Origin of the sequence: Rhizobacter sp. SG703, from assembly GCF_012275445.1 — a bacterium.
GTDB lineage: Bacteria > Pseudomonadota > Gammaproteobacteria > Burkholderiales > Burkholderiaceae_C > Rhizobacter.
On record NZ_JAAZQK010000007.1, the window covers coordinates 169575 to 189553 of the forward strand.

A 19979-nucleotide genomic window follows, 5' to 3' on the forward strand; every position below is an offset into this window, starting at 1 on the left:
GTAGCTCACGCAAAAACGCTTGCAGACGCAGTGAAGCACGCTCTGCCATCACCCGCCAAACCGCTGCAGCAGCCGCTGCCCGATCGCCGCCACCACCCGCTGCCGCGCCGCTTCGCGCGAGAACGTGTGGTCGGCGTCGTCGATGAACTCCAGCGCGAGGTCGCCGCTCTTGATCGCCCGCCGGGCGGTCTGGCGCGCGCCGTCCTGCAGCATGTCCCAGCCGGGGTCGCCGGACGACACGATCAGCGTCACGTGACGCTTCGCCGCGAACAGCTGCCGCAGCTGCCGTGACAACAGCGGCCCGCGCGACGGAAAGAAGATCTCGTTGAGCGCGCTCACGCGCGACGCTACCTGCTTGCGCAGGTGCGACAGCACCACGCCACCGAGGTAGACCAGGTTCACCTGCCCGCGCAGCAGCTTCTTCCAGCTGTCGAGCCGTCGCATCGTGCCCTTGTAGTGCGCCACTGCCGAGAAATGCTTGGTGTCGACGGCATCCCCTTCGACCCAGCGCCAGGTCAGCGGGTTGATCAGCACCAGCTCGCTGATCTGTGCCGCCTGCTCGACCAGCCCGGTCTGGAACGCGGTGTACGCGCCGGAGCACAAGCCCATCAGCACGAACTCGCGCACGCCGAAGCGCTCGCGCAGGCTGTGCAGGACCTGCTGCGCATCGGGCACCGCGCTGTCGGGGTACGGGTGGTTCTCGCGCCCGGTCCCGCGCTGCACGCTGTCGCCCAGCCCTTCGAGGTCGCAGCGCACGGTCGGAAAGCCGAGCGCCGCGAACTCGCGCGCAAGCGTCACGTACAGCCGGTTCGGGCCGACATGGTGCACGGTGCCTGCATTGAAGAGCACGACCATCGGCCGCACGCCCACTTCGGCGCCGTCGGCCTGCGCGAGCAGCCCGAACAGCTGCCCCTCGTTGCCGAGCGCGCACAGCGTCTCGGTCAGCGCCACCTTGCGCCCATCGGCGGTCGCATGCGTGAAGCGCGCCTGTGCCGCCCCGGCCGGCGATGCCAGCAGCGGCGGCGCGGCCCCGCGCAACACCGTCTGTGCGACCATCCACTGCACGATGCCGTCCAGCGCCTGGCGCGGCACCACGGTGTGCACCGGCTCGGCCATCATGTCGGCATAGCCGGCGCAGGCGATCGCATCGGTCGCGATACCGAGCGTCAGCAGGTGCTCGCGCAGCGCGTCCTCTTCGCCGATCAGGTCGTCGCGCGCCACCAGCAGCGCGCGGCCGCTGACGCGCAGCGATTCGCGCGTCAGCTGCACGGCCTTCACCGCCTCCTGCGTCTCGCCGCTCACCAGGAAACCCGCCGGCTCCAGCGGCGCACTGACCGGCCGCTGGCCGCCGCCGGCCGCCATGTCCAGCGCCTGCAGCTCGCGCACATGGCGGCGGCCCGACGCGCAGACGTTCCACAGCACCAGCCAGTCGACCTCGCGCTGTGCGGCGACCAGCGCCGCAAGCGTCGCGCCGAGCCGCACGCCGAGCAGCCCGACGCGTGCGCTGCCGCTCAGCGCCTGCGCCGCGGCGATCGCCGCGTGAATGTCGTCCTGCCAGCGCCGCAGCCGGCCGGCGTCGGTCTCCAGCCCCGGCGAATCGCCGCTGCCGTGGTAGTCGAAACGCAGCACCGGCACGCCCGAGCGCGCCAGGTCGTCGGCCAGGTGGCGCAGCGAGCGGTGCCCGTGCGCGTACTCGTAGCCCATCGGGTTGCAGATCACGACGACCGCATCGCGGCGCGGCACCGCATCGGCCACGTGGTACCAGCCGAACAGCGGCTGCGCATCGCCGCCGAGCATCAGCGGCTCGCGCCTGACCTCGGGGCGGCGAGCGGCCTCCGGCGGCAGCGGGATGTCGTCAGTCCGCACGGACGGTCACCAGCTCTCGGAGGTTCAGCGCGCCGAGGTGCGCCTTGAACTTGCGCGGCGCGGCCTCGAGCGGGCGGAACCGCAGCGTGCGGCGCGACTGCGGCGCGAGGTGGAAATGCAGGTCATCGACCGCGTAGCCGGCGCATTCGACCTGCAGCGACTGGATCAACGCGGCCGCCTCCAGCGTGACCAGCACGCTGCCGTCGGACTGCCGCTGCGCCTGCGCGGTCAGCGTGCCGGCGCGCTGCGGCGGCAGGTTCAGCCCGTGCGGAAAATGGAAATCCTCGGCCAGCGTGTCGCCCGCCGCATCCTTCAGCCGCGCGACCGCCACGTCGTGCTGCGGCGGCCCGAAGCGGTAGGCGTACGCGGTGTCGGCGAAGTGTCCGATCAGCGCATCGGCCTGCAGCGCGATGCCCTGGTTCGCCGCCAGCATCACGTCGAGGCGGCCGCCGGCGGTGCGCACCTGCCCATCCTGGTACAGCGCGATCTCGACGCTGCCGGCGAACGCCGTGCCGCCCTCGTTGTGCAGCTGCAGCTGCAGCCCGTCGAGCCCGCCGTCGGTGATCAGCACGCTGCGCGGCGCCCACGCGCGTTTCAGCGCCCAGTACGCCGCCTTCGGCCGGCCGGTGCTGTCGATCAGGCCCCAGCCGGCGCCCGGCCAAAGGTCCTTCAGGAACCAGACCAGCCCGCCGCCGCAGACGCTGCCCGGCGCGCGCCATTCGGCGAACACGCGTTTCAGCACCTCGCCGGTCACCGCGCGCGACAGCGCGAGGTAGCGCGCGATGTCGGTGCTGCGCAGCGCGATGGGATCGAGCCCGGTGAGCTCGCGCAGGTAGTGGTCGCGGATGTCCTCGAAGTCCCAGCCGGCGCCGTTGTCGCGCGGCTGGCGCTGCTTCCACAGCGGGTGGTGCGGCGCGATCGTCGGCTGGCCGGCCAGCAGCTCGATGGTTTCGGGCTCGGGCACGTGCGAGAAGCCCAGGCATTCGGTCGTGAACTTGACGCCGGCATGCTTCACGTCGCTGATCGGCCGGCGGTAGGCGCCGACGCCGTAGTAGTGCGAGATGCCGGTGCCCACGTGGAACGGCAGCGCGCCTTCGCACGGCGACGAGCGGAAGTACGGCACGCCGGCATGGCGGCTCGCGCAGCGCGCCGGCAGCGTCTCGCCGAAGAAATCGTTGCTCCACTGCTCGGCCGGCAGGCCCAGCATCGCGGCCTGCTGCTCGACCTCGCTGCCGCCGCAATACGCGGCGATGCACGGGTGCGCCTGCAGGCGGCCGAGCTGCTGGTCGGCCTCGCGCTCGATCCCGGCGCGGAAGGCGTCGTCGGCGACCGGGTAGTCCATGTTCGCGAACATGAAGTCCTGCCAGACCAGGATGCCGAGTTCGTCGCACAGCGCGTAGAACGCGTCCGATTCATAGGTCATCGTGCCGCCGATGCGCAGCATGTTCAGGCCGCCGTCGCGCGCGAGCGTCAGCGTGCGGCGCAACTGCGCCGGGTCGCCGTGCAGCCGCAGGAAATCGTCGGTGGTCCAGCAGGCGCCGCGGCAGAACACCGGCGTGCCGTTGACGTGGAACTGCACCAGGCCGTCGTCGCGCCGCACCTCGACCTGGCGGAAGCCGATGCGGCCGCGGTCGATCGCGGTCCACTGCGTGCCCTGGCGCAGTTCGATCGCGCAGTCGTGCAGCGCCGGCGCGCCGTGCGTGTGCGGCCACCACAGCGCGACGCCGGGCAGCGTCAGGTCGGCCGACAGCGTGTCGCCATCGAGCGCGAGCGCATGGGTGCGCTCGCCGACGCGCAGGCGCGCCTCGGCGACGTCGCTGCCGGCCGTCAGCGTGGCGCGCAGCCGCACGCGGCCGACGCCGGCGGCGGCATCGCACTGCAGGTCGATCGACGCGATGCCGCCGGGCGATACCGTTTCGAGCCACACCGGTTTCCAGACCCCGACCGGGTGGACCGGCGGTGTCCAGCCGGGGATGCGGCCGAGCAGCGTGGTGCGCACCCAGCGCAGGTTCTGTGCGTCGACCAGCGCGGTCTTCCAGCGCGGGCGCGGCTTGCGGGCCGCGAGTTCGGCGTCGAGCGAGCGGAAGCAGAGACGCAGTTCGTTGTCCGGCCGCAGTCGCCCGGTGACGTCGACCACCTCGGTGGTGAACATGTTGCGCGCGTGGAGGATCGGTTCATCGTTCAGCCACACCTCGGCGATGCCGGCGAGGCCGTCGAATCGCAGGCGCTGGCGGTCGGTGCCGTTTGGCGCGGATGCCGGGAAACGGCAGCGGTACCACCAGTCCTGCGCGTCGTAGCGGCCGTTCGGCGTGTCGAGCTCGACGCCGAGGCTCGCCCCGACGGTGCCGAACTCGCGCACCGGTGCCCAGGCCAGCGCATCGGACGCACCCGCGGCGATCTCCCAGCCGCTGTCCAGCGCGATCGCCGCGTTCATGGCCGCGTGCGTCACCCGTGTCGGCGCCGCAGCTCTGCGATGCCCGACGACCACGCTTCGCCCATCGCGTCGATCGGCGACAGGTCGAGCGGCTTCTTGCGCGCCATCGAGCGCGCCAATTGGAACTGGAAGGCCTTCGCGGTCTGCGAGATCTGGGCGAACGCATCGGCCGACGTCGCGACGTCGACGCCTTGCGAGGCGAGCCAGCGCAGGTAGGTTTCCGCCAGTTCGAAGCACGCGCCATACTGGCGCAGCGTCGCGAACGAATAGGTGTGGAAGACCGCGATGTCGGACTGCATCAGCCAGTCCAGGTCTTTCGCGAACTGCGTCTTGAAGCGCGTGAACGGGTTGGTCGCCGGCACGCGCGTCAGGTGCTTGCGCAGCAGCGCGAGCGAGCCGTCGACCCGCGCCGCGCCGGTCGGCGGCGTGAAGTTCGGCCGCGCCTTCAGGTACTCGATGTACGGCGGCAGCATGCGTTCGTGCACCAGCCCGTCGAGCTGGAACACGTCGCGGAAGTCATCGCCTTCCAGCGCGTAGAAGCCCTGGTTGTGGAAGTAGTCCATGCGACGCGCCTTCACGTCGATCGCATTGACGCCCACCGTCGACTTGGTGTGCGCGAGCCGGTAGGCCGAGCCGGCGGTGTCCGGCAGGAACCACGAATCCAGCTCGACCAGCACCGGCCGGCCCTGCGCGACCTGGTCCTCGATGTGGTCGACCAGCGGCCGCCACACCGCGAGCTCCTGGATATCGACGCCGTACAGGTCGTACAGGTCGCCATCGGGGAACTTGAAGAAGGTCCACTGGTCGCCTTCGAAGTCGACGCCGATCGTGAACGCGAGCGCCGGCACCGGGTCGTGGCCGAGGCCGTGCAGCAGCTCGATCAGCACGTCGGCGTAGCAGTTGGTCTCGGCCCAGGTGCGGGCCTCGGTGTGGATCGGATGGCGCTGGAAGCTCGCCGGCTCGATCGGCAGGACACGTTTCATGCGGCCCTCGTCACGCCATCGCCAGGCGGCTGCGCACCTCGTGCGGCCAGCGCTGCGGGTCGAAGCCGTGCGTCTTCAGCAGCGCGAGCGCGATGCGTTCGAGCCCGAAGCCGATGCAGGCGGTGTGGGCCGGCGTGCCATTGGCCTGCAGGATGTCGAACGAGATGCCGAAGTGGTCGAGGTGGTAGTTGCACGAGGTGATCGCGGTCGGCTTGTCTTCCTTGCAGATCGGCACCACCAGCTCGTACTTCAGGTCCTGCTCGCGCTGCGTCGCCTTCATGATGCGCGCGCCGCGCCCGAAGAACGGATCGTCGGCCAGCACCTTCTTCACCGGCAGGCCCACCGATTCGAGGATGGCCTGGCCGCGTGCCAGCCAGTCGTTGCGGTGGTTCAGCGCCTGCTCCGGCGTGCCCAGCCGCACGAACTCGCGCTGGCGGAAGATCTGCATGCGCGCCGGGTCGTCCGACGGCTCGTGCCGGAACACGAAGGTCTTCAGGTCGACGACGCGACCCTGTGCCGACAATGTGCCGGTGGCGGTCGGGTACAGCGGGTAGCAGGCGGCCGGCACCAGCATCACTTCGGCTGGCGAGAGCGCGCTGGTCCAGTCTTCCTTGGCCTCGAACTTGCCGAGCATGGCCTGGTGCTCTTTCTCGCCGCCGAGGAAGCTGTGCACCGAGCCCATCAGGTCGGGGAAGTTGTTGATGTGGTCGATGCGCGCGTAGTGGGCCCGCGGAAAGATCGGCGGGAAGCGCATCACCTCGGCATTCTGGAACGCACCTTCGCGCGTCACCAGGCCTTCGAACTGGTCGATGATGTTCTCGAAGGTGCCGCTGCGGCCGTAGACGCCGCGCACGCCCGAAGGGATGAGCAGGCCGGCCTCGATCAGCTCGGCCTGGTACTGCTTGTAGGGATCGTCGTGTTGGGTGCACATGGCAGGAATCCTTGTGGTTCTTCAGCGTTGCACGATCTGCATCGTGGCGCTCTGCCCCAGGATGCGATCGTTGTTGACCATCAGCGCCGCGCCATACGCATCGCGCAGGTGGCGGCCGAGGGTCAGCTTCGAATCGTTGCGGTAGCCCTGGATGCCGCAGATCAGCATCGCCTTGCCGACCACCTCGACGACGAACTGCGAGGCCGTCAGCTTCAGGTTGTTGATGTTGATCGCGAAGCTGAAGCCCGAGTAGGCCTCGGGATCGTTGGCGATCAGCACGTCGTGGTACTCGCGCAGCGTCTGGTACACGCCGCCGCGCATCGAGAACAGCACCGTGTCGAGCTCGGCCAGGCGCGTCGCCGAGATCGGCGTCACGCTCGGGTTCTTGCGGGCCTCGGCCCGCACCGCGCTGCGCGCGCGGCTCACCGCGTCGATCGACAAGCCCAGCCACAGCGAGGCCCACACCACGTGCGAGAACGGGTGCATCGTGCGGCGGTGGATGTCGGCATACGGCTGCGGCAGGATCTGCTCCACCCGCCCTTGTGACTTCAACACGAAGCCTTCGCTGCAGGTCCCGCGGAAGCCCAGCGTGTCCCAGCCCGACAGCTTGGTCAGCTCGTAGTCGCCGCGGCGCACCAGCACCTGCACCTGGTCGTTGCGCGCCGCGTCTTCCGACTTGCGGCAGGTCACCAGGATCGCGTCGGCCGTCGCGCCGTACGAGATCACCGGCGTCTGCTTCTCGAGCGTGAAACGGTCGCCGTTCACCTGCACCGCGCACAGGCTGGAGCGCACGTCGCCGCCGATGCCCAGCTCGGTGGTGGCCGATGCGATCAGCGTCTGCTTCTCGACCATCTCGCGGGCATAGGCCTGGAAGAATTCGGACTCCAACGCGTGGTGCACGATGCAGCCGACCTGGATCTGGTGCATCGCGAAGATCATCGCGGTCGAGCCGCAGTACTGGCCCAGCACTTCGCAGATCTGCGACAAGTCGCTGATGTTCAGCCCCATGCCGCCGTATTCCACCGGCACGTAGCAGCTCAGCAGCTTCTGCTGGCGCAACGCCGCGTAGGCCTCGTGCGGGAAACGCGCGTCGCGGTCGACCTCGGCGGCGTGCGGCGCGATGATGTCGCGGCCGATGCCGTGCAGCCCTTCGAGCAAGGCGGGCAGTTGGGGGCTGAGGCGGGTCGGTTGCATAGTGTGTCCCAAACGCGGGTGTCTCCAGGAAAGGCGGCAGTGCAGCGCTTCAGGCGCTGACGAGTTCTTCGATGGCTTCGGACAGCGAGCGGATGCTCTCGAAGGTCTTGCGGCCGAGCATCTTGTCGGAGAACTCGATGTCGAATTCGTCCTCCAGCGCGAGCATCAGGTTGACCGTCGTCAGCGAGGTCAGCCCGGCGGCGTACAGGTCGCTGTCGTCGGTCAGCGTGGCGGCGTCCACCGACAGGCGGGCGTGCTTGGCGATGACGGAACGGATCTGGTCGGTGTGCATGTCGATGTCCTGCGTTTCAAGGGAAGTTTCTGCCGCGCGGCCCGTGCCGCACGGCGTCGAGAAAATGGTCAGGCGGTCTGGCGGGCGCGCTGCACGTACCAGCCGATCGCCTCGAGCAGCCCGGCGCGCACGTCGTGGCTGGGTTGGTAGCCGAGCAGCCGGCGCGCCTTCGACACGTCGGCCAGCGAATGGCGCACGTCGCCGGCGCGGAACGCGGCATATTGAGGCGGCTCGACGCGCAGCGCCGGGCATTCGCGCTGCAGCGCCTCGGCGAGCGCGCCGTGCAACTGGTTCAGCGTGGTGCGGTCGCCCACCGCCACGTTGAAGACCTGGTTCGACGCCTCCGGATCGGCGCACAGGCCGGCGCGCAGGTTGGCCTGCACCGCGTTGGCCACGTAGCAGAAATCGCGCGAGGTCTCGCCGTCGCCGTTGATCACGCAGCGCGCGCCGTCGAGCATCTCGGCCGCCCAGCGCGGGATCACCGCGGCATAGGCGCCGTTCGGGTCCTGGCGCGGGCCGAACACGTTGAAGTAGCGCAGCCCGATCGTCGACAGGCCGTAGCAGCGGCCGAACACCTCGGCGTACAGCTCGTTCAGGTACTTGGTGACGGCATACGGCGACAGCGGACGGCCGATCTTGTCCTCGACCTTCGGCAGCGTCGGCGAATCGCCGTACGTCGAGCTCGACGCCGCATAGACGAAGCGCTTGACGCCGGCGCCGCGCGCGGCTTCGAGCATCGTCAGGAAACCGGTCGCGTTCGAGCGGTGCGTGGTCAGCGGGTCCTTGATCGAGCGCGGCACCGAGCCGAGCGCGGCCTGGTGCAGCACGATCTCGGCGCCGTCGCAGGCCTGCGTGCAGCTCGCCAGGTCGGCGATGTCGCCGCGGATGAAGGTGTGGCGTGACCAGGCTTCTTCGCCGACGAGGCGGCGCACCTCGTCGAGGTTGGCCTGGTGGCCGGTCGAGAAGTTGTCGAGGCTCGTGACGTGCTGGCCGGCGCGCAGCAGGTTCTCCAGCAGGTGCGAGCCGATGAAGCCGGCGCTGCCGGTGACGAGCCAGCGGCGCGGCGCGGCGCGCAGCTGCGCGAGCACCGGGTCGAGGAATTCGTTGGCGGCCATGGCGGTCGAGCTCACAGGCGCCAGACGTTCAGGCCGCGCGCCTTCAGCGCCTTCGCATCGGCCTGGCTCTTCACGTCGACATACAGGCCGCCCGGCACCAGCTTCGCGACGAAGTCGTCGATCGGGCGGGCCTTCAGCGCCTTGTGCGCGACGGCGGCCACCACGGCCTGCGCCTTCGGCAGAGCGTCCCAGCCGACCAGGTCGACGCCGTACTCGTGCTTCGCCTCGCCGGCCGCGGCCACCGGGTCGTGCACGTGCACCGTGACGCCGTAGCTCTCGAGCTCGCGCACCACGTCGATCACCTTCGAGTTGCGCAGGTCCGGGCAGTCTTCCTTGAAGGTCAGGCCCAGCACGATCACGTCGGCGCCCTTCACCTGGAAGCCGGCCTGGATCAGGTTCTTGATGGTCTGCTCGGCGACGTACTTGGCCATGCCGTCGTTGATGCGGCGCCCGGCCAGGATGACCTGCGGGTGGTAGCCCAGGCGCTCGGCCTTGTGCGTCAGGTAGTACGGGTCGACGCCGATGCAGTGCCCGCCGACCAGGCCCGGGCGGAACGGCAGGAAGTTCCACTTCGTGCCGGCGGCCTCGAGCACCTCGAGCGTGTCGATGCCGATGCGGTGGAAGATCAGCGAGAGCTCGTTGACGAGCGCGATGTTCAGGTCGCGCTGGGTGTTCTCGATCACCTTGGCGGCCTCGGCCACCTTGATGCTGGTGGCCTTGTAGACGCCGGCGGTGATGACGCTGCCATACATCTCGGCCACCAGTTTCAGCGTGTCCGGCGTGTCGCCCGACACCACCTTGGTGATGGTCGTCAGCGTGTGCTGCTTGTCGCCCGGGTTGATGCGCTCGGGGGAATAGCCGACGAAGAAATCCTGCTTCCACTTGAGGCCGGATTCGCGCTCGATGATCGGGATGCAGACCTCTTCGGTCGCGCCGGGGTACACGGTGGATTCGAAGACGATGGTCGCGCCGCGCTTCAGGTTGCGGCCCACCGAGGTGCTGGACCCCACCAACGGCGACAGGTCGGGGTTGTGGGCTTCGTCCACCGGCGTCGGCACCGCGACGACGATGAAGTCGGCGTCTTTCAGCGCGCTGGCGTCGGTGGTCGGGTGGAGCTGGCTCGCGGCCTTCAGCGCCTCGGTGCTGACTTCGCCGGTCGGATCGATGTGTTCGCGGTAGGCGGCGATTTTCGCGGCCGACAAATCAAATCCGATGGTCTTGTATTTCTTGCCGAATTCAACTGCCAGCGGCAATCCGACATACCCCAGGCCGACGATAGCAACGGTGGTCATGATTCTTTGTTTGGAAAGTGGTGCCGCGAATCTCGCCGCGGTGTATTGAGAAAGCCCAGCGTTGCCATGGAAGAGAGCACCGGACCGGATGAGGGACGAATCGTAAGTGACGTGTTTACTGCCAACCCGCCCTGAATACCGATATCAATTCCGGACCTCGCTGATGCTCCCCTTTTGAATGGACCGGATGATCCGAGAACCCCCTGGCAGCGCCAATCCCTGAGTTGTGGGGTCGGACCACGGGGCGTGCGAACGGCCGCGCGGGTTATCTCCAGCGCCTCGCGCGGGTGTGCACCCCGTGCGTACTGCTGCAAGTTCTGCCAAACGGACGCTTCCCACCGGCAGACTTTTCCGATTGTTTTTGTAACAGCGCCCCCGCGACCGAGGGGGTGGCCGCGGGCGTCCGACAGTCGGATGCCAGCCGGCCAGCGTTGCAGGCGACCGACACTCGAAGCCCGCGATGTCAGGCATTCGGACATCCGATGGATGCACCGTGTGCGCTGCGCCACGAATCGATGCGAGCGGGCGCCCACGCCCGCCCTCGACCGTCGGAAACCCGCCACAGCTCCCTGTAACGTGTCTATCCCACATCTGGACACAGGTTGGTGAGTGGGTGCCAACACAATCCGGTCGGTCCTCGGTCCGTGTCGGATCGAGGTCTCAGCTGGAACCGTGCGATGTCCCCGACCCCGATCTCCGCCCTCTCTTGTGTCTCGAAGTATCTGACCTTGTTCGTGCTCGGCGCCGTCCTCGCGGCCTGTGGCGGATCGAAGGGCGAAGACGGCGACAACAGCCCCGCGCCGCCAGCGCAGATGTCGGTGCTGTCCATCAACCGCGTCGGCCAGGGCACGGTCGCGTCGACGCCGAACGGCATCGACTGCGGCACCGACTGCTCCGGCACCTACAGCAAGAACACCGAGGTTTCGCTGCACGCTGCGGCCTCGCAGGGCAGCACCTTCGTCGGATGGAGCGGCGCCGGCGTCGATTGCAGCGGCACGGCCGATTGCAGCGTGATGCTCGACCAGTCGAAGTCGCTGGTCGCGACCTTCAGCGCGGTCGATGCGCCCGAGTACGCGCTCGGCGTGACGATCGCCGGTTCCGGCACGGTGGCCGCGAACACCGCGCCGTTCTCGTGCAGCACCGCCACCGATTGCAGCGGCACCTACGCCGCCGGCACCGTCGTCACGCTGACGGCGACGCCGGCCTCCGGCTACAACGTCGGCGCGTGGAGCGGCAGCGGCGTCAGCTGCAGCGGCAGCACCTGCCAGGTCACGATGAGCGCAGCGCGCAGCGTCAGCGTGAGCTTCACCGCGGTGGCCGTGCCGACGTATTCGCTCGGCGTCACGGTGACCGGCTCGGGCACGGTCGGCTCGTCGCCGGCCGGCATCTCGTGCGGCAGCACCTGCGCGCACAGCTACGGCCAGAACACCGTCGTCACGCTGAGCGCCACGCCGGCCAGCGGCTATTCGTTCGGCGGCTGGAGCGGCGCCGGCTGCTCGGGCACCAACACCTGCGTGGTGACGATGTCGGCCGCGCGCACGGTGGCCGCCACCTTCACCGCGATCCCGGCCAGCAGCTTTGCACTGACCACCACCGTGACCGGCACCGGCGCCGGCACGCTGGTGTCGAACCCGGCCGGCATCAACTGCCCGACCACCTGCGGCAGCACCGTGGTGTCCGGCACCAGCGTGACGCTGACCGCGACCAGCGGCGCCACGTCGACCTTCAGCGGCTGGACCGGCGCCTGCGCGGCCACCGGCACCGTGACCGGCACCGGCGGCACCTGCACCGTGAAGGTCAGCGCCGCGACGCAGGCCGGCGCCGCGTTCGCGCTGAACACCTACGCGCTGGCCGTGACCAAGACCGGCAGCGGCACGGTCGCGTCGAGCGGCGGCAACATCGCCTGCGGCAGCAGCTGCAGCGCGAGCTTCAACGCCGGCACCGCCGTCACGCTGACCGCCACGCCGGCCACCGGCTACAGCTTCACCGCCTGGGGCGGTGCCTGCTCCGGCAGCAGCAGCACCTGCGCGGTCACGATGAGCGCCGCGAAGTCGGTCAGCGCCACCTTCACCGCGACCAGCACCGGCGGCGGGGGCGGCAACACCAGCGGCAAGAGCTGGTTCGTCGCGACCACCGGCAGCGACAGCGCGGCCGGCACGCTGGCCGCACCGTTCAAGACGCTGACCAAGGCGGTCGGCGTCGCGACGGCCGGCGACACCATCGAGGTGCGCGCCGGCACCTACACCGAAGCCGTCGTGATCCGCACCGCCGGCACGTCGACCGCGCGCATCACGATGCGCGGCTACAACGGCGAGCGCCCGGTGCTGCAGCGCACCGGCGCCGGTCCGACGATCTACTTCTACAACAGTGCCTGCGACGAAGACACCATCGGCACCGGCACCGGCAACACCGACTGCTTCGCCAGCTGGTGGACGATCCAGGGCCTGGAGGTGCGCGGCAGCACCAGCGGCGGCGACGACGGCAACGTGATCAAGATCGACACCGCGAAGGTCCGCATCCAGGGCAACACGCTGTGCTGCAGCGTCGCCGACATCGTCAAGCTGGTGCGCACCGCCAACGACACCGAGGTGCTGGACAACGAGATCTACCAGAACACCTCGCTGGTGACGCCGGGCACCAACGCGCAGGGCGTCGACATCGTCGGCGCGAACAACCCGCGCGTCGCCGGCAACTATGTGCACGACGTGCCGGACTTCGGCATGTACGCGAAGGGCAATGCCCGCAACGTGATCTTCGAGAACAACCTGCTCTACAACATCGGCCGCAGCGACAACGGCCACGCGATCATGCTCGGCCAGGAAACCGACACCGACCGCCTGGTCGACGGCGACTACGAGAGCTACGACGGCATCGTGCGCAACAACGTGGTGGTGAACGCCACCTGGGCCTGCGTCGCGACCTCGTCGTCGTCGAACGTGCGCATCTACAACAACAGCTGCTACAACACCGCGACCACCGGCCAGGGCTCGATCTTCGTGTCGAACGAATCCGAGATCCGCACCAAGGGCGTCAACATCGAGATCGTCAACAACATCATCTACGGCTCGGCGGGTCGGCCGGTGATCAAGGTGAACGGCGACGCGATGGCCGATTTCTCGACGCTGCGCATCGACGGCAACATCTACTGGGTGAACGGCGGCGCGCCGACCTTCGTGCTGAAGGACAACAGCGTCGCGGCCTCGGCCTGGGCCGCGCAGTACAAGAGCGCGACCGGCCGCACCGACACCAGCCGCATCGTCGACCCGAAGTACGCCAGCACCACCGTGACCGGCGCGACCAGCAAGCCGCTGACGCTCTCGACGGGCAGCCCGGCGATCAACACCGGCGTCGTCACGTCGCTGATCACGACCGACTACCTCGGCGCGGCGCGCCCGTTGAGCGGCACGATCGACGTCGGCGCCTACGAATATTGACCCCCCCGAAGCGCCTTCGGCGCCTCCCCCCAAGGGGGCGCCGACAGCGGCCCGGCAAAGCCGGTTCCGCGGCGTCTGCTGGGCTTTCTTGATTTTGGATGTCCCCATGAAGCACTTTCGCCTGTTGGCTGTTCTCGTTGCCGCACTGACCCTCGCGGCCTGCGGCAAGGGCGAGGACGACGCCCCCGCCTCGACCGACCAGGCCACGCTCACCGTGAGCCGGGTCGGCCAGGGCCAGGTGCAGTCGAGCCCGGGCGGCATCGACTGCGGCAGCGTCTGCGCCAAGACCTTCGCGAGCGGCGCGTCGGTGACGCTGAGCGCCGAGCCGGCAGCCGGCTACGACTTCGTCGGCTGGAGCGGCAGCGCACTCGATTGCAAGGGCGCCGGCGACTGCGCGGTGACCGTCGAGACCTCGAAGGCGGTGACCGCCACCTTCAGCCAACAGGCCGCGACCCGCTTCAACCTCGCGCTGACGATCGCCGGCAGCGGCAGCATCGCTGCCGACGTCGGCGGCCTGACCTGCGCCACCGCCAGCGACTGCATCGGCAACTACGCCGCCAACACCGCCGTCACGCTGACCGCGACGCCGGCGACCGGCCATGCCTTCAGCGGCTGGAGCGGCAGCGGCCTCGCCTGCACCGGCAGCAGCTGCCAGGTGCAGATGAGCAGCGCCCGTTCGGTGACGGCCACCTTCACCGCGGTGCCGACCGCCAGCTTCGCGCTCAACGTGATCCTCAGCGGCTCGGGCAGCGTCAGCTCGTCGCCGGCCGGCATCAGCTGCGGCACCGCCTGCAGCAAGAGCTTCCCGCAGGGCAGCGCCGTCACGCTGACCGCGACGCCGAACAGCGGCTTCACGTTCAACGGCTGGAGCGGCGCGGGCTGCACCGGCAGCGGCAGCTGCACCGTGACGATGGGCAATGCGCAGAGCGTCACGGCCACCTTCACGCCGACGCCCGCCGGCATGGCGGCGATCAACGTCAAGGTCAACGGCAGCGGCAGCGTGCTGTCGGCGCCATCGGGCATCAACTGCCCGGGCGACTGCAGCGAATCGCTGCCGATGGGAACCCAGGTCAAGCTGACGGCCCAGGCCGCCGCGAAGCAGCGCTTCACCGGCTGGACCTCCGGCTGCACCGGCACCGACACCACCTGCAACGTCACGCTGTCGAGCGCGACCTCGGTCAATGCCGGGTTCCAGGCCATCACCTACACGCTGACGGCCACCAAGACCGGCTCGGGCAGCATCAAGTCGTCGAGCGGCGGGCTGGACTGCGGCGCCACCTGCGCGGTGAACCTGGAGACCGGCACCGCGACCACGCTGACCGCGACGCCGGCCGACGGCTTCCAGTTCGCATCGTGGGGCGGCGCCTGCGCCAGCAGCAAGGTCGCGACCTGCAGCCTGACGATGGGCGCGAACCAGGCCGTCAGCGCGAGCTTCACCGAAAAGCCGAAGTACACGCTGACGGTCGCGACCGGCGGCACCGGCAGCGGCACCGTGGCGATCGCGTCGCCGGCCGGGCTGAACTGCGGCGCGTCGTGCACGCAGAACTTCACGTCGGGCACCGTCGTGACGCTGAATGCCGCGCCCGGCACCAGCGCCAGCTTCAGCGGCTGGAGCGGCGCCTGCACCGGCACCGGCGCCTGCACGGTGACGATGTCGCAGGCGGCGTCGGTCACCGCCAGCTTCGCATCGACCGCGCCGGCCGACAGCACGCCGCCGACGGTGTCGAGCACCACGCCGGCCAGCGGCGGCACGTCGATCGGCATCGCGACCACGGTGTCGGTGAGCTTCTCCGAAGCCGTCAACTGCAGCACCGTGACCAGCACGAGCCTCGGCATCAGCGGCGTCAGCGGCACCGTCTCGTGCAGCGGCTCGACCGCGATCTTCACGCCGGCCGCGAGCCTGGCGTATGCGACCAGCTACACCGCGCAGGTGACGACCGCGGTGAAGGACCTGGCCGGCAATGCGATGGCCGCCGCGAAGTCGTGGAGTTTCACGACCGGCGCGGCGCCGGTCGCGGGCGGCGCATTCAGCTTCATGGCCTATGGCGACAGCCGCTCGGGCAACGGCTGCGACGGCAACACCGCGCACATCGCGCTGGTGGGCCGCATGGTGGCCGAGCCGGCGTCGTTCGTGTTCAACCTCGGCGACATGATCACCGGCTACGACAAGTCGACCAACTGGGTGCAGCGCGGCGATTGCCCGAGCGACGCGTCGAAGGGCAGCTTCAAGGAGATCATCGCGCCGCTGCAGACCAAGACGCCGGCCGCGGGCCTGCCGGTCTTCTACTACCCGGTGGTCGGCAACCACGACGACAACTTCGGCGACGGCTGGTACCCCGACAAGTTCGGCGACGGCTTCTGCAGCGTGTTCGACCCGAAGCAGCTGGTGCCGAACCACACGCAGGCGAAGGCGTACTTCAAGGACTGGACCACCTCCAGCGTCAAGCACTACAGCGATGCCGAGTTCTACACCGCTGCCTGCGCGACCACGCGCAACGGCGTGTACCCCGACTTCATGTACTACTCGTTCGACTACAAGAACACCCACTTCGTCGTGCTGCGGATCAACTCCGACTACTTCGACCTGATGGAGTGCTCGAGCAACTGCACCGCCGCCAACGAAGGCAACTACGACGCGTACTACTACAAGCACCAGCTCGACTGGCTGCGCTACGACCTGGCGAAGGCGGTGGCCAACACCGCCATCCAGAACACCGTCGTGCTGATGCATGCGCCGGTGATCTCGTACTCCGACGGCCATGCGCCGGTGGCCTCGTGGCCGACGCTGGTCAAGGAGTTCAGCAAGTACAAGGTGAAGATGGTGATCTCGGGCCACAGCCACGTCTACGAGCGCTCGGTGCCGGTGTATGCCGACGATGCGAACCCGAACGGCGTGCGCGACGATGCCAAGGGCACCGTCTACGTCGTGACCGGCGGTGGCGGCTCGGCACTGGCCGGCTTCAAGACGCTGGGGCCGCTGAATGCGAAGGCAACCGCGGCCTACCACTACATGAAGCTGGACGTGAACGGCAGCACCGTCACGGTCAAGACGATCGGCAAGGACGGCACCGTGCTGGATTCCTTTTCTCGATAACCTGAAGGATGCGGGCGGCCACCCTGAGTGAGGGGGTAGGCCGGCGCAGGGCCGCGGCCTTGTCGGACAATCGCGATTCGCCCGGGCACCGCCCGGGCGCCGTCGTTTTTCCGAGGTCGCCGTGGTCATCAGCAGAATCCAGCAGTTCGCGGCGCTCGCCGCCGTCGTCGTCATCGGCCTGGCCGGGTGCAGCGGGGGCAGCGGTGGCGGATCCGGCGACGGCGGCACCGGCGGCGAGCCCACCGGGCCGCAGGTCACGCTGCAGGCGCACATCGATGGCTCCGGCAGCATCAACTCCACGGTTGCCGGCCTGGGCTGCAGCAACGACTGCAGCGTCGCGCTGACGCAGGGCACGAGCTTCGTGCTGAATGCGGTGCCGGGCACCGGCTACGTGTTCAGCGGCTGGGGCGGCGCCTGCAGCGGCACCGGGGGCTGCACCGTGACGATGAACGCGGCGGCCATGGTGAGCGCGAGCTTCACGCCGGGCGGCAGCTCCAGCGGCAAGAGCTGGTTCGTCAGCGCCACCGGCAGCGACAGCGCGGCCGGCACGCTGGCCGCGCCGTTCAAGACCATCACGAAGGCCGTCGGCGTCGCGACCGCCGGCGACACCATCGAGCTGCGGGCCGGCACCTACACCGAGGCAGTCGTGATCCGCACGGCCGGCACGTCGACCGCCCGCATCACGCTGCGCGGCTACACCGCCGACCTGCCGGCGCGCCCGGTGCTGCAGCGCAGCGGCAGCGGCCCGACGATCTACTTCTACAACGACGCCTGCGACGAAGGCACCATCGGCACCGGCAGCGGCAACGTCGATTGCTTCGCGAGCTGGTGGACGGTGCAGGGCCTGGAAGTTCGCGGCAGCACGACCGGCGGCGACGACGGCAACGTGATCAAGATCGACACCGCGAAGGTGCGCCTGCAGGGCAACAAGCTGTGCTGCAGCGTCGCCGACGTCGTCAAGCTGGTGCGCACCGCCAACGACGTGGAGGTGCTGGACAACGAGATCTTCCAGAGCACCGGCACGGTGACGCCGGGCAGCAATGCGCAGGGCATCGACATCGTCGGCGCGAACAACACCCGGGTGGCCGGCAACTACGTGCACGACGTGCCCGATTTCGGCATGTACGCGAAGGGCAACGCGCGCAGCACGATCTTCGAGAACAACCTGCTGGTCAACATCGGCCGGGCCGACAACGGCCACGCGATCATGCTGGGCCAGGAGACCGATTCGGACCGGCTGGCCGACGGCCGCTACGAGAGCTACGACGGCATCGTGCGCAACAACGTGGTGATCAACGCCACCTGGGCCTGCGTCGCGACCTCGTCGTCGTCGAACGTGCGCATCTACAACAACAGCTGCTACAACACCGCGACCGCCAGCCAGGGCTCGATCTTCGTGTCGAACGAATCGGAAGTCGGGCAGGCCGGCACCAACATCGAGATCGTCAACAACATCGTCTACGGCTCGGGCAACCGGCCGGTGATCAAGGTCACCGCCGATGCGATGACCGACGTCAAGACGCTGCGCATCAGCGGCAACATCTACTGGACCCCGAACGGCGTGCCGACCTTCGCGATCGGCGACGCGCTGGTGCCGGCCGGGCAGTGGTCGACGCTGTACGGCAGCGTGACCGGGCTGACCGACGCGAGCCGCGTGCTCGACCCGCAGTTCGCGACGACCACCGGCGGCACGCCGCTGACGCTGAAGTCCACCAGCCCGGCGATCGACACCGGGGTGCCGACCGCGCTGGTGGCGCGCGATTTCCTCGCCACGCTGCGCCCGCTGAATGGCACGATCGACGTCGGCGCGTATGAATACTGATCGGAGCACGGTGATGCATCGCTTCTTCCACGTCACGCTGGCGGTCCTTGCGGCGGTAGCGGCCTGCAGCGGCGGCGGGGGCGGCGATCCGGCCGAAGCCGCGCCCGGCGCGCCGGTGCCTGGCGACGGCACCTCGTTCAGCTTCCTGGCCTATGGCGACAGCCGGGCCGGCGGTGGCTGCGACGGCAATGCGACGCACATCAAGCTGGTCGGCAAGATGGCGGCCGAGGCCAACACCGCCTTCGTCTTCAACACCGGCGACATGATCACCGGCTACGACAAGTCGACCAACTGGGTGCAGCGCGGCGATTGCACTGCCGACGCATCGAAGGGCAGCTTCAAGGAAATCATCGCACCGCTGCAGGACAAGGCGCCGGCGGCGGGCTTGCCGGTGTACTACTTCCCGGTGGTCGGCAACCACGACGACAACTTCGGCGACGGCTGGTACCCCGACAAGTTCGGCAACGGCTTCTGCGACGTGTTCAGCCAGGCGACGGTGCAGAAGCTGGTGCCGAACCACACGCAGGCCAAGGCCTACTTCCAGGACTGGACGCGCACCGACGTGCAGCACCTGACCGACAGCGCCTTCTATGCATCGGCCTGCGCGAAGACCAAGGGTGTGTATGCCGAGTTCATGTACTACTCGTTCGACTACAAGAACACGCACTTCACGGTGATGCACCTGAATTCGGACTACTACAACCTGATGGAGTGTTCGAACAACTGCACGGTGGCGAACGAGGGCAACTACGACGCCTACTACTACAAGCACCAGCTCGACTGGCTGCGCTGGGACCTGGCGAAGGCGGCGGCCAACCCGGCGATCAAGAACACCATCGTGCTGACGCATGCGCCGCTGGTGACCTACTCCGACGGGCACGCGCCGAACGCGTCGTGGAACACGCTGCTGCAGGAGTTCAGCAAGTACAAGGTCAAGATGGTGATCTCGGGCCACAACCACGTCTACGAGCGCTCGGTGCCGGTCTATGCCGACAGCGCGACGCCGGCCGGCCTGCGCGACGACGCGAAGGGCACGGTGTACGTGATCACCGGCGGTGGCGGCTCCGAACTGGCCGGGTTCCGTGCGATCGGTTCGTTGAATGCCAAGGCCACTGCGGCTTACCACTACCTCCGGCTCGACGTGAAGGACTCCACCATCACCGTCAAGGCCATCGGCGCGGATGGTTCGACGGTCGACTCGTTCACGCGCTGACGTTCTTTTGCTGTGCCGCGAGGAGGCGAGGCGCCCCTCTCCGGTCATGTCCCCCGCGAAACGCCTGCCTCGCGGCAGGCCTTCCGCTCCTCCTTTACTTCCCTCCGAGGGGCACCTCGCCTCCTCGCGGCGGCACCGCTCCCCCACTTCGCCGGAAAAGACAATGCGCGCTCTGCCCTTTTGAGGGAAGTGCGCGGTGTCGCGTGAGGAGCTGGGGGCTCCTCGGAGGGAAGTAAAGGAGGAGGCCCTTGATTGCCGACAGGCAATCAAGGGACGGGGGACATGACCGGAGAGGAGCCCCCAGCTCCC

12 protein-coding genes are annotated in these 19979 nt (G+C 68.8%); 4 read left to right on the top strand and 8 right to left on the bottom strand.

The features are described 5' to 3' along the window. Positions 1-48: 48 nt before the first annotated feature. From FHT26_RS16375 to FHT26_RS16410, 8 genes are all read right to left on the bottom strand, one after another. On the bottom strand, positions 49-1866 hold the full coding sequence (locus tag FHT26_RS16375) for an alpha/beta fold hydrolase (RefSeq protein ID WP_168561186.1): 1818 nt from the start codon (positions 1864-1866) through the stop codon (positions 49-51). Further along, the gene (locus FHT26_RS16380; protein WP_168561187.1) at positions 1856-4300 is read right to left on the bottom strand and encodes a glycoside hydrolase family 2 protein; all 2445 of its coding nucleotides are present in this window, start codon (positions 4298-4300) and stop codon (positions 1856-1858) included. The genes FHT26_RS16375 and FHT26_RS16380 overlap by 11 nt, the downstream gene beginning before the upstream one ends. An 11-nt stretch (positions 4301-4311) precedes the next feature. After that, positions 4312-5283: a DUF1839 family protein gene (locus tag FHT26_RS16385; protein WP_168561188.1), complete on the bottom strand. Its 972-nt coding sequence runs from the start codon at positions 5281-5283 to the stop codon at positions 4312-4314. 10 nt (positions 5284-5293) lie between these two features. After that, a complete protein-coding gene (locus tag FHT26_RS16390) occupies positions 5294-6214 on the bottom strand; it encodes an amino acid--[acyl-carrier-protein] ligase (protein WP_168561189.1) in 921 nt (306 codons plus the stop codon). 21 nt (positions 6215-6235) lie between these two features. Continuing rightward, positions 6236-7408: an acyl-CoA dehydrogenase family protein gene (locus FHT26_RS16395; RefSeq protein WP_168561190.1), complete on the bottom strand. Its 1173-nt coding sequence runs from the start codon at positions 7406-7408 to the stop codon at positions 6236-6238. 49 nt (positions 7409-7457) lie between these two features. Continuing rightward, on the bottom strand, positions 7458-7700 hold the full coding sequence (locus FHT26_RS16400; RefSeq protein ID WP_168561191.1) for an acyl carrier protein: 243 nt from the start codon (positions 7698-7700) through the stop codon (positions 7458-7460). A gap of 68 nt (positions 7701-7768) precedes the next feature. Beyond that, a complete protein-coding gene (locus FHT26_RS16405) occupies positions 7769-8815 on the bottom strand; it encodes an SDR family oxidoreductase (protein ID WP_168561192.1) in 1047 nt (348 codons plus the stop codon). 11 nt (positions 8816-8826) lie between these two features. Then, the gene (locus FHT26_RS16410) at positions 8827-10107 is read right to left on the bottom strand and encodes a nucleotide sugar dehydrogenase (RefSeq protein WP_168561193.1); all 1281 of its coding nucleotides are present in this window, start codon (positions 10105-10107) and stop codon (positions 8827-8829) included. A gap of 677 nt (positions 10108-10784) precedes the next feature. Between FHT26_RS16410 and FHT26_RS16415 the strand changes: the two genes are divergently transcribed. From FHT26_RS16415 to FHT26_RS16430, 4 genes are all read left to right on the top strand, one after another. Continuing rightward, positions 10785-13541, top strand: a complete 2757-nt coding sequence (locus FHT26_RS16415; protein ID WP_168561194.1) for an InlB B-repeat-containing protein — start codon at positions 10785-10787, stop codon at positions 13539-13541. 106 nt (positions 13542-13647) lie between these two features. After that, positions 13648-16635, top strand: coding sequence for an InlB B-repeat-containing protein (locus tag FHT26_RS16420; RefSeq protein WP_168561195.1), 2988 nt, complete (start codon positions 13648-13650; stop codon positions 16633-16635). A 121-nt stretch (positions 16636-16756) separates the two neighbouring features. After that, the gene (locus FHT26_RS16425) at positions 16757-18457 is read left to right on the top strand and encodes a right-handed parallel beta-helix repeat-containing protein (protein WP_168561196.1); all 1701 of its coding nucleotides are present in this window, start codon (positions 16757-16759) and stop codon (positions 18455-18457) included. 13 nt (positions 18458-18470) lie between these two features. Next, a complete protein-coding gene (locus FHT26_RS16430) occupies positions 18471-19670 on the top strand; it encodes a metallophosphoesterase (protein WP_168561197.1) in 1200 nt (399 codons plus the stop codon). Positions 19671-19979 lie beyond the last annotated feature (309 nt).